Annotated in this window: 8 protein-coding genes; all 8 read left to right on the top strand. The window is 41.0% G+C overall.

The features are described 5' to 3' along the window. The first annotated feature begins 173 nt into the window (after positions 1-173). The 8 genes from QZL88_RS16255 (at position 174) to QZL88_RS16220 (ending at position 11,331) form a co-directional block, all read left to right on the top strand. Entirely contained in the window at positions 174-908 is a 735-nt protein-coding gene (locus QZL88_RS16255; protein ID WP_044216017.1) for a pyridoxine 5'-phosphate synthase, read from the top strand. 24 nt (positions 909-932) lie between these two features. Continuing rightward, the gene (locus QZL88_RS16250) at positions 933-1,775 is read left to right on the top strand and encodes an energy transducer TonB (RefSeq protein ID WP_296942828.1); all 843 of its coding nucleotides are present in this window, start codon (positions 933-935) and stop codon (positions 1,773-1,775) included. A 6-nt stretch (positions 1,776-1,781) separates the two neighbouring features. Then, on the top strand, positions 1,782-2,324 hold the full coding sequence (locus QZL88_RS16245; protein ID WP_296942827.1) for a DJ-1 family glyoxalase III: 543 nt from the start codon (positions 1,782-1,784) through the stop codon (positions 2,322-2,324). A gap of 67 nt (positions 2,325-2,391) precedes the next feature. Then, positions 2,392-3,072 (top strand): DedA family protein, encoded by a 681-nt coding sequence (locus QZL88_RS16240; RefSeq protein ID WP_006799833.1) that lies wholly within the window; start codon positions 2,392-2,394, stop codon positions 3,070-3,072. A gap of 104 nt (positions 3,073-3,176) precedes the next feature. Continuing rightward, entirely contained in the window at positions 3,177-4,478 is a 1,302-nt protein-coding gene (locus QZL88_RS16235; protein ID WP_296942826.1) for an NAD(P)/FAD-dependent oxidoreductase, read from the top strand. A 296-nt stretch (positions 4,479-4,774) separates the two neighbouring features. Further along, positions 4,775-5,620, top strand: coding sequence for a hypothetical protein (locus tag QZL88_RS16230; RefSeq protein WP_296942825.1), 846 nt, complete (start codon positions 4,775-4,777; stop codon positions 5,618-5,620). 381 nt (positions 5,621-6,001) lie between these two features. Further along, complete coding sequence (locus QZL88_RS16225) at positions 6,002-9,343, top strand: TonB-dependent receptor (RefSeq protein WP_296942824.1); 3,342 nt, start codon at positions 6,002-6,004, stop codon at positions 9,341-9,343. A 113-nt stretch (positions 9,344-9,456) separates the two neighbouring features. Next, positions 9,457-11,331: a RagB/SusD family nutrient uptake outer membrane protein gene (locus QZL88_RS16220; protein WP_296942823.1), complete on the top strand. Its 1,875-nt coding sequence runs from the start codon at positions 9,457-9,459 to the stop codon at positions 11,329-11,331. Positions 11,332-11,864: the final 533 nt, after the last annotated feature.

Raw genomic sequence — 11,864 nt, 5'->3', positions numbered from 1 at the left:
TGTGCAAAGTTGCTAAAAAGTTTTAACTTAATAATGATAGATTTTAGTATTTGATGTTTGAGAGATCGTATTTTAAGTAAAATATAAAATTTGATGAAATATTTAGCATCATAACTTACTGTCATTATTTTACTTAATAAATAATAAATGGGTCTGTGACCTTAATAGTTTTTATGACCAAGCTGAGTGTAAATATAAATAAAATAGCGACTTTACGTAATGCGCGTGGTGGAAATATTCCTGATGTAGTGAAAGTAGCCCTCGATTGTGAAAAATTCGGTGCACAAGGAATTACTGTACACCCCCGTCCGGATGAAAGGCATATCCGGTTTAAAGATGTGTATGACCTGAAAGCCAAAATAAAAACCGAACTGAATATAGAAGGCTATCCCTCTCAAAAGTTCGTAGACCTGATTACAACAATCAGACCCACGCAAGTAACACTTGTTCCCGACAAACCGGATGCCATAACATCCAACGCGGGATGGGACACCATCGAAAATCAGCAATTGCTATCCGACTTGGTCGATGAATTTAAGGCTGTCGGTGTACGGACTTCCATCTTCACAGGAACGGATCTGAAGATTATAGAATTTGCCGCTAAAACAGGAACAGACCGTATCGAGTTATACACAGAGCCTTATGCAAGTGACTATAGTAAAGATAAAGAAGCTGCAATTGCTTCTTTTATAGAAGCTGCTAAATATGCAAAGAAATTAGGCCTTGGCGTAAATGCCGGGCACGATCTGAGCCTGGAAAACCTGCACTTTTTATACAAGAACATTCCCTGGCTCGACGAAGTATCTATAGGGCATGCGCTTATCAGTGATGCTTTATATCTGGGATTGGAAAAAACGATAAAGGCTTATAAAAACTGTTTAAAAGAAACTCCCGAATTATTGGATTAAAATATGGAGGCACAAAAAGATAAAATGATAAGTATAATAGGAACGGCAGGTTTTCATCTGTTGATCATCCTGTTCCTATTGTTTTACTATTTGAAACCATCGCCGGTCGTACGTCATTCCGACGAATTGGGTGGAGTGCCCGTTATGTTCGGTAATGTAGCCGACGCAGGTGGTGATGATGAGCCCTTTGGCAGGGGCAATGGAAATCAGGGTGCAGCAGAAGCAACCTCTCCGAATGTAGTGGAGGATCCCATCCCCATGGTAGAGAATACCACTGTCAAAGCAAAGCCAACTGTAACCAATACAGAGAAGACAGCCGTCACTCAGGACTTTGAAGAAACAGTAGCTATAAAAGAAGCCAAACGGAAAGCCGAAGAAAAGAAACAACAGGAGGCTGCCGAACAACATAGAAAGGCCGAGGCCGAACGTGTCGCCCAACAAGAAGCTGCTAAAAAAGGCCAGATAAACAACCAAATGGCAGGCCTGTTTGGTAATGGAACAGGCAGTGGCAGCCGTGGTGAAGGAACGGGAGAAGGAACGCAAGGCGTACCTACAGGAAATGCCAGCTATGGCAAAACTTCCGGCGTGGGAGGCTGGGGTTCTTTCGATCTGGGAGGACGCAGTCTTGGCGGCGGAGGTCTTGTTAAGCCCAACTATTCGGTCGACGACTATGGTACTGTAGTTGTCGATATAGTTGTTAATGCCAAGGGCGATGTTGTAGAAGTAAATATAGGTAAAGGAACCAATACTCCGAATACCAACTTGCGCAACGAAGCCTTAAGAGCGGCAAAGAGAACAAAGTTTAATGCAGTATCTTCTGTCATTAATCAGAAAGGAACAATCACATATAAGTTTAATCTAAATTAAATTGGGATGAAGACTATATTTATATTTCTCACAACCGGATTTGAAGATATTGAAGCTATTGCTACAATCGATATCCTACGCCGGGCTGAATTGAATGTAAAATCGGTATCTCTGACCGACAGTAAGCAAGTGATGACCAGCCATCAGGTACTGGTTACAGCCGACTTAATGTTCGACCAGGTAGATTTCTCCGAAGCAGAGCTACTGATATTACCGGGTGGAACTGTAAAGTTTAACGAGCATGAGAATATGAAAAAAGAACTGTTGGCTTTTGCCAATAAAGGCGAAAAAGTTGCTGCTATATGCGCCTCGCCAATGGTATTAGGCGGCTTGGGATTACTTGATGGCAAAAATGCGACCTGTTATCCGGGCTTCGAACAATACCTGAAAGGTGCTACCCTGCAAACGGATAAAGCCGTGGTTGTAGACGGAAATATCACAACAGGCCGAGGTCCCGGACTTACAATTGACTTTGCCCTGAATCTGGTAGAACAACTGGCCGGGAAAGAAAAGCGTGATGCCGTAGCTGCCGGGCTATTAGTAAAATAAAAACAGGAAATGATGGGATGCATATTCCATCATTTTCATTATTTCAAATATAACTCAAACTTAGAAAATGGAATTTTTACATGAAGTATGGAACTTCTTCCTCAATCTGTTAAGAGACACCGGCGGCACACTTGACATGCTGGTAACCGACTATGGAGTATGGGTCTACGCCATATTATTTTTGATTATTTTCTGTGAAACAGGATTAGTTGTCACTCCTTTTCTCCCGGGCGATTCTTTATTATTCCTGGCAGGAGCGATAGCTGTACGCCCCGATAATCCTCTCCACATTTATTTTCTCATAGCTATACTTATAGTTGCTGCAATCATTGGCGATGCAGTTAATTATACCATAGGACGTTTCTTCGGGCAAAAACTTTTCAGCAACCCGAAATCCAAAATATTCAAGCAAGAGTATCTGGAAAAAACAAACCAATTTTATGCAAAGCATGGGGGAAAAACCATTATACTAGCACGTTTTGTACCGATAGTGCGCACATTTGCGCCTTTTGTTGCAGGTATGGGCAGGATGAGTTATAAACATTTCTTCTCTTATAATGTTATAGGAGGTATAGCATGGGTTGTTATATTCTGCACCCTGGGAGCCCTTATCGGACGTTTAGAATGGGTTGAAAAGAATCTCGACAAAGTAGTTATTCTTATCGTGATCGTATCTATTCTACCGGCAATATATGAGGTAATAAAAGCTAAATTAGAAGCAAGAAAGGCGGCAAAAGCCAAAGGATAAAAAGATAATAATATCTTAAACTATTACCACTGACACTGATAGGAGCCTAAATACTCCTATCGTGATAGTGGTTTTTTATTTAATAAACCATAAACTAACATTGTATGAACAATATAGCAAACATACCCGACACGGGGACAAAAAAGAGGCTGGTCATTATCGGCGGTGGATTTGCAGGTCTGGAACTGGCTAAAAAGATAGACAAGAAACAATATCAGGTTGTTTTAATCGATAAAAACAACTATTACCAATTCCAGCCTTTGTTTTATCAGGTAGCTACCGGAGGATTAGAGCCCAGTTCTATCTCCTACCCTCACCGTAAGAATTTCCAGAAGAACAAGAATTTTCACTTCCGTATGTGTGAGGCACAGAATGTGGACCCTGAAAAGAAAGTAGTACGAACAAATATAGGAGATATTACATACGACTATCTGGTTATATCGACAGGATGCGACACCAATTACTTCGGAAACGACAGCCTTAAAGAAAGTACTTTTGCCCTGAAATCTGTTTCGGAATCCTTGCTGCTCAGAAACAGAATATTACTTAGCTTCGAAGAAGCTTTGAGTACCGATAACGAGGAAGAGTTGAAAGAAATCCTATCATTTACCATCGTCGGGGGGGGTGCTACCGGCGTGGAGCTTGCCGGAGCCTTGGCTGATATGAAGAAATCCATTTTACCTAAAGATTATCCCGAAATAGATTTCGAAAAGATGGAAATCCATCTGGTAGACGCCTCTCCCCGATTACTCTTTGCCATGTCGGAACAAGCATCAGAAAAAGCGGCTGACACCTTAAAGAACCGAGGGGTAATCATTCATCAGGATATATCTGTGAAATCTTATAACAAGCCATTTGTAGAACTCAGCGACGGCACCAATATTCGCACGCGCAACGTACTCTGGGTTGCAGGCGTAAAACCCAATAGCCTGAAAGGACTGGCTGAAACAGCATATAACCGTGGTCGGCTTGCCGTTAACGAATACAATCAGGTGCAAGGCTATGACAACATATTTGCGATAGGCGATACATCCCTTCTTATATCGGACAAAAGTCCTAAAGGGCATCCGCAGGTAGCACAGGTAGCTTTGCAGATGGCAAAACGCCTCGCAAAAAACCTTAACACTACAATCAATAGTAATAATTGGGAAAAATTCACCTACGTAGATAAAGGCTCATTGGCTACCATTGGACGCAACGCCGCAGTTGCTGATTTAGGGAAATTCCGCTTTGGAGGATGGTTCGCCTGGTGGCTGTGGCTATGGGTACATATCTTGTCGATTGTAGGTATGAGAAATAAAGTATCTGTCTTTATAGACTGGGTATGGAGCTATCTTAACTACGATGTGTCTTTACGCCTGTTTATCAAACCAAAATTCAATAAAATGTACAAAGAAGAACTGTAACCCTGAAAAGAATTACAGCTCTTCTATAGATCTCATATTTATTATTAAAAGTAACAGAGGCTAAAAAAGAAATATTCTTTAGCCTCTGTTACTCTTCTTTCTGCCCGGACAATTTTATCAAACATGTCAAAGAACGCTAAACCACGGCTTCCCTATATAGATAAAGTTTATTTAAAATATACATATATATTACCATATCCCGGCTATTCGAATTCTTTATATTATTTATATATTTGCATATAAGAAGATTTCGATAAAATACAGGTTTCCATTTTTCACATAAACACTATACGACGATGATACTTTTAGCTGAAAGCGGATCCACTAAAACCGAATGGTGTTTAGTTAGTAAAACGACTGTTTCCGAACACTCCTTCACTGACGGGATAAACCCTTATTTCGAATCGAGAAAAGAAATCAGCCACACTATCAGGTTACAGTTACCCGAAATATTTTTCAAAACAAAAATCCAATCCATATACTTTTATGGTGCCGGATGCTCATCTGCCGAGAAAAAGAGTGTGGTGAAGGCATCACTCGAATCCCAGTTCCGCACTCCTGCATTTGTCGAAAGCGATTTATTAGGTGCTGCACGTTCTCTGTTTAATGATCAAGCCGGAATAGCCTGTATCCTGGGAACGGGTTCAAACTCCTGCTTCTATGACGGAGAAGAGATTACTAAAAACGTCCGTCCACTGGGCTTCATACTCGGAGATGAAGGCAGCGGGGCCTTTCTCGGAAAAACATTTCTTTCAGATTGCCTAAAGGGATTGGCGCCGGACGAACTAGTTACGCCCTTCTACAAAAAATACGGGATAGATCCGGAGCAAATATTGGATTATGTCTACAGCAAACCTTTCCCTAACAGGCTTTTGGCTGTCCTTTCTTTCTACCTTTCCGAAAACCTCGGCCATCCCTATGTCTACGATTTAGTTTATAACAGTTTTAAAATTTTCTTCGAAAGAAATGTTTTACAGTATGATTGTCCGAATTATCCGGTACGTTTCTGCGGATCTGTTGCAAAAAAATACTCAAGTATGCTGAAGCAGGTCTCAACCGATTTGGGTATAGTTATCGACAGCATTACAGAGAATCCTGTCGAAGGATTAATCCAATATCACCGGAATAGCCTAAAATACTAATTTATGTATATAACGATTAATAAAAGTTAAACAAAAGCAACTTTTCCACCTTCCTTTAATTTATTCAAATATATTAATTTATATTTGTTAGCATAATATTATTAGTAGTGTTGAGATAAAAGTAAAGAAAGTATTAGTGCTCAGTTACTTCATAAACAAGATCATAGATCACTGAAGTAAATTCTCCTTATTTACATATGTGAATTTATATTAATTTAAGTATCTAAATATTAATAATCCTTCTGCGGTATACCGCAATAATATATTGATTCGATATCACGAACCTTGTTTTATAAGCAATTATGCTATAAAAACACTATTTAGATCATTATAGTCCAGTAATTCTCTTTCAATTATTACTTAAATTAAACCTATGTTACTATGACCGCATTAAAACAAGCAGAAAAAAGTTTTATAAAAAAACTTTTGTGTATCCTCTTTGCAGGATTAATACTATCCACCGCGGGGAGTATAAATGTGCAAGCAAGCCCTGATAAATCAAATGAACCATCAGACTTACAGCAAGCCACCAGAACCGTAAAAGGATCAGTTAAGGACCACACCGGAGCCCCCTTAATAGGAGTAAGCGTCGCCATCAAAGGCACAACCACCGGCACAATAACAGATATCGATGGGAAATATTCGATCAACGCAGCAGCCAACCACACACTTAGCTTCTCGTATGTAGGATTCAAACCTGTATCTATCCTTGCCGACCAAACCAATATCGATGTAATCATGGAAGAGGATTCTCAGATAATGAGCGAAATCGTCGTTGTCGGATACGGAGTTCAGAAAAAAGAGAACCTGACTGGAGCTGTAGCATCCGTTGATTTAGGCAAAACCGTAGAAAGCCGCCCGATTGCAGATATAGGCCGGGCATTACAAGGAGCCGTACCGGGCTTGACTGTATCTACAAAATCAGGCGAAATCGGAGGTGCCCCTACAATTAAGATAAGAGGAGGTGTAGGCTCTCCTAACGGAAGCGCCAATCCACTGATCCTGGTAGACAATGTAGAGATTTCAGACATAACTCTGATAAACCCTGATGATATCGAATCCATTTCAGTATTGAAAGACGCAGCATCATCGTCCATATATGGAGCCAGAGCCGCGTTTGGCGTTATACTCATCACCACAAAGGCAAAACAGCAAAACGATAAACTATCAATAAGCTACTCCAACAACTTTGCCTGGAGAACGCCTACCAAGAAACCTGAACAACTACCGGGTTGGCAGCAAGCCGAAATCAATCTGGCCGGCATGAAGGTAGCTCCTTCTCCTGCAAATTCATACAATGTGGTCGCCAATATGATAGTAGACCAGAAAACAGTAGACGGAATGAAAGCCTGGGCAGAACAATACGGCGATGGTAAAGGACTGGGATTGGAGATGGTTTACGGCCGCGACTTTGAAATAGATGCCGCCGGAGCACATTATTACAGAACATGGGATTGGTACGACATGTACATCAAAGACTGGATGCCACAACAATCTCACAACCTCTCTATAAGTGGAGGCAATGGAAGAACAAGTTATGGATTAACGCTGGGATATATCCATCAGGAAGGACTCACCAAAGTGAATCCGGATATGTATGACAGATACAATACAAACATCACACTAAATACTGAGCTTAGCAAATATATGACTGTCAGGGCAAATGCGATGTATACAAAAACCGATCTAGACAAACCGTTTATGTACGCCTCGGATTTATATGATCACATGTACTACCTGTACAGATGGCAACCGATGTACCCATACGGCACATTGGACGGAAAGCCATTCCGAAGCGCCTTAACCGAGCTGCAACAAGCCCCGATGACCCGGCGTAAGAAAGACTATATGCGCCTGGGTGCTGGATTGACACTAAAGCCAATGGATGGACTAACTGTTGATTTTGATTTTGTATACACCACCATCGAATCACGTTACAAGAAATTTGGAGATAAAGTATATGCATACGATATCTTCACAGCACATAATTCCCTGGAGAAATTAATGAATTCGTACGGTAACTACATCTCTTCAAGCTATGACTATGTGTACGAAGAAAGAGGACGTACTCAGACCCTCACAAACAACATTGTAGCAACCTATTCCAAGAAAATAAAAGATCATGACTTCAAAGTAATAGCCGGATCTAATATCGAACAAAGCCAATACCGGTACATCTGGGCACAGAAGAAAGGTTTATTAAGCGCCTCCAAGCCTGAACTCAACCTTGCCGTAGGAGACGCAACCACCAGCTCCGAACACACACATTGGGCTGTTGCAGGTTTCTTCGGTCGAATCAACTACTCCTTCAAAGACCGTTACCTTTTAGAGGTAAATGGACGCTATGACGGATCGTCAAGATTCCCGAGAGATGACAGGTTCGCATTTTTCCCTTCGGTTTCTGCCGGATACAGGATATCGGAAGAAGATTTTATGAAGAAACTCTACCCGGCACTTTCATCTCTAAAAATAAGAGCATCATATGGTACTATCGGCAATCAGGATGTAGGATTGAACCGATTCATATCTACACTCGATGGACAATTGGATAGCTGGGTAATAAATGGCGTAAGACAAACATCAGTAAGTGCACCTACAGTTGTATCCAAATCCCTGACATGGGAGAAGGTGAAAACCGTGGATATAGGCTTCGATTCCAGATTCATAGACGACAAACTAGGCATCACATTCGATTGGTATAAGAGAACAACCAGTGATGTCCTTGCTTCCCAAGCTCTTCCTGCTACATTAGGCGCAACAAGCCCATATCAGAATATGGGAGAACTCGAAACCCCGGGCTGGGAATTATCCGCCGATTTCCATCACAAATTCTCCAGCGGCCTGACAATTACACTAGGCGGACAGATTACAGACTACAAGACCAAAGTAAAAAAATGGTCGAACAACTCAACCATACCAACTTATGGAGGTAACGGAAATGGATGGTCTACAGATGTAGCAGTCTACAGAGAAGGTATGATCCTGGGAGATATATGGGGATTACAGGTAGACAGATTGCTTCAGGAAAGTGATTTTGACTCAAACGGGAATCTCGTAACAGGCATACCAAATCAGGCCGAAGTATTTCCGGCAAATTACAAATTTGCCCCGGGCGATGTATTATATAAGGATCTGGATGGCGACGGATACATCAGAAAAGGCGTAAGAGTGGATGACGCCAAAGACATGTCTGTAATAGGAAACGCGATGCCTCGCTTCGAATACGGATTTAGCATAGGAGCTGATTACAAAGGATTTGATTTCAGCATGTTTTTCCAGGGTGTTGGAAGGCGTAAACTGTGGGCAATGGGCAATCAGGTATTACCGGGCTATACTGCTGGTGAACCTTATTATAAAGGAGCAGAAGATTACTGGAGTCCCGAAAACACGAATGCGTTCTACCCTCGTCCGATGAACTATTCCCAGGTAGCCTCCGGCAACTATCAGGTAAACGACAGATACCTACTCAATATGGCTTACTTGCGATGCAAAACCCTGACTGTAGGTTATACACTCCCTCGGGCTCTAACGAAGAAAGCTTACATAAACAACCTCAGAGTTTACTTTACGGCAGAAAACCTATTCGAATTTGATAATGTAAAACCGGATATCGATCCCGAGATAGATGTCCGCTATGTAGGAACAGCAGCCGACTCCCGAAATTTCGGCCGTAGCTACCCTTATCAGAGAACCCTTTCTTTCGGATTACAACTTACATTATAATTGATTGCTAAAAATTGGAAATTATGAAAACGAGCATAAACAACAATTCATCAAAGCACATGGCAACTTTGTTATGCGAGTTTCCATACATCCGTTAAAAACAAAATTATCGTATGAAAAAATATTTATTATATATAGGATGTTTATTAGCTCTCGCAACCAACTCCGGCTGTGATGATTTCCTAGACAAAGCTCCTTTGGACAAGCTGGCAAACGACTCGTACTGGGTAGACGAAGTAAGCTTAAGAGCCTATTCCCAAGATTTCTATTCAACCTATTTTGTTGGATATGCTCAAGATTACAGGGCTTTTGGCGGCTATTTTTCAGGAGACTCATACAACGATGACTTCCTTCTCACTAGTGACAATGTGAGTGACACAAATCAACGCTTATTTTTCCCTACTACGAATACAACCGGAATCAATAGTGTCACTGCCTTGTGGACAGATCAATACAAGATTGTTCGCAAAGCCAATGTCATGCTCGAAAAAATTCCGGGTATGACCATTTCCGACGAAGCTAAAAATCACTGGATGGCTATTGCCCGTTTCTTTAGAGCAACAGCCTACAGCACCCTGGTTAAGACATACGGAGATGTACCATATATAGAACTGGCTGTCGTAGATGCCAAGGATTACGACACCCTGTATAAAGACCGCGACCCTCAAGTTACAGTTGTAAATAAGATATTGGAAGACTACAACTATGCCTTGCAATACATCAGAGCAAATGACGGAGTACGCCAGGTCAACAAATCCGTTGTGGGAGCATTCATGTCGCGTAATATGCTTTACCATGCTACATGGCTGAAATATCATGGTACAACCGTTGGCCCGACATCCCAGCCAGTAAGCAACACCGAGCTTTCAAAATTCTTTAAAGGAGCTATTGATGGAGCAGAGAGTGTTATAGAATCACACAGTTATTCGATAGGTAATACATACAACGCACTATTTACAAGCGAAAGTCTGGCCGACAACCCTGAAATAATATTCTACAGGGAATACACCACAGGCATAGCCTGTAACGCACTAATGGCCTATAATGCTAAAGAAGACCAAAAATTAGGAGGGGCAACCATCGATGCTATCGACAGTTATCTATGTCTTGACGGCCTTCCGATAGGACAGTCCCCGTCCTATCAGGGACAATCAGATCCTAGCATCAAAAACTCTTTCAAAGATCGTGACCCTAGGATATATGATACATTCGTAGACACTCTCCGCATCTTAAACTCCGGTTTGTTCAGCGCCGCCTCTCCAACAGGATTCGCTTCTAAGAAATTCCTTAACGAAGATTGGCTTCTGGGAGGATCTCCGTATGTTACAGGAATCCTCAGCCCGGCAGATGCACCCATAATACGCTACGCCGAAGTACTCCTCAACTACGTTGAAGCACGATACGAAATAAGCAAAATAGGCGGAGAAGCATTCAGTCAGGCAGATCTGGACAAATCCATCAATGAAATAAGAAAAAGAAACTTAACCAAATGGGGAGAAACCCCTGCCGTAAGCAGAAAAATGCCGAATGTCACTCTTAGCGGGAACAACATAGCCGTTAACAACATCGTTATAAACGACCCCGACCGTGATCCTTCTGTAGATCCTGTATTATGGGAAATACGAAGAGAGCGCCGCACCGAGCTCATAATGGAAGGCAGACGCAGCGATGATCTCAACAGATGGGCAAAATTTGAATATCTGAACACTGGTACTTCTAACAATCCTAACAAAACAGTACTTGGTGCGTGGATAGACAAAGCGGATTATCCGGGAATAGCCACAGCCGTAAAACTGTTCGATCCTGAAAATCCGACAGCAACCCCGACCAAGGGATACATAAGTTATTTCAGCATTACTTCACCATTAAGATCTTTTGTAAAAGGAGACATAAAGTCAGAAAGAAATTATTTGCGCTCCATACCGGCGGCTCAAATAACAATCTATAAAGATAAAGGATATACTTTAACCCAGAATCCGGGCTGGTAAATATCCCTATAAAATAAAAAGCACGTTCTATCACAGGACGTGCTTTTTCTATTTAATGAAATATCTACCAACAACCTATTACGAGAACATACAGAATGAACAACCATACATATCGCCTGGCAACCTATCACCCTAAATCTTAGAAGAAAACAAAAACTATCCGCAACACAATACCCGACGGATTTTATCCAGAAAGACAATCTCTCAGCTATAATTTAAGAACTCATCAAACCTACAGCAAATAACCTAATTTTTGTATAAGACATTTAATAATAGTTAATTCTTGAATTCTTTTTATACAATACGCATTTTATTTAAATATATTAATTTATATTTGTTAGTGCAATATCCTATAGTAATTGTAACATAAAAACAAAGAAAGTACTTAGTTCTAAATTACTTCTATTGATAAGGCAATTAGCAATGAAGTAAAAATCCTCTTTATTCTTAAATGTGAATTTATTCTAATTTAAGTATCTAAATATTAATAATTCTATTAGCGGATATACCGCAACGACGCATAATATTGACAT

It is taken from the genome of uncultured Dysgonomonas sp. (assembly GCF_900079725.1).
Taxonomy (GTDB): Bacteria; Bacteroidota; Bacteroidia; order Bacteroidales; family Dysgonomonadaceae; genus Dysgonomonas.
The sequence above is the reverse complement of the archived record's forward strand: the minus strand, read 5'-3'. Positions and strand labels throughout refer to the sequence as shown.

What these genes read in the sequence shown, in the direction of transcription:
- QZL88_RS16220 (WP_296942823.1), top strand. Translation starts at nt 9,457, where the DNA reads ATGAAAAAATATTTATTATATATAGGATGTTTATTAGCTCTCGCAACC.
- QZL88_RS16240 (WP_006799833.1), top strand. Translation starts at nt 2,392, where the DNA reads ATGGAATTTTTACATGAAGTATGGAACTTCTTCCTCAATCTGTTAAGA.
- QZL88_RS16245 (WP_296942827.1), top strand. Translation starts at nt 1,782, where the DNA reads ATGAAGACTATATTTATATTTCTCACAACCGGATTTGAAGATATTGAA.
- QZL88_RS16235 (WP_296942826.1), top strand. Translation starts at nt 3,177, where the DNA reads ATGAACAATATAGCAAACATACCCGACACGGGGACAAAAAAGAGGCTG.
- QZL88_RS16225 (WP_296942824.1), top strand. Translation starts at nt 6,002, where the DNA reads ATGACCGCATTAAAACAAGCAGAAAAAAGTTTTATAAAAAAACTTTTG.
- QZL88_RS16255 (WP_044216017.1), top strand. Translation starts at nt 174, where the DNA reads ATGACCAAGCTGAGTGTAAATATAAATAAAATAGCGACTTTACGTAAT.
- QZL88_RS16230 (WP_296942825.1), top strand. Translation starts at nt 4,775, where the DNA reads ATGATACTTTTAGCTGAAAGCGGATCCACTAAAACCGAATGGTGTTTA.
- QZL88_RS16250 (WP_296942828.1), top strand. Translation starts at nt 933, where the DNA reads ATGATAAGTATAATAGGAACGGCAGGTTTTCATCTGTTGATCATCCTG.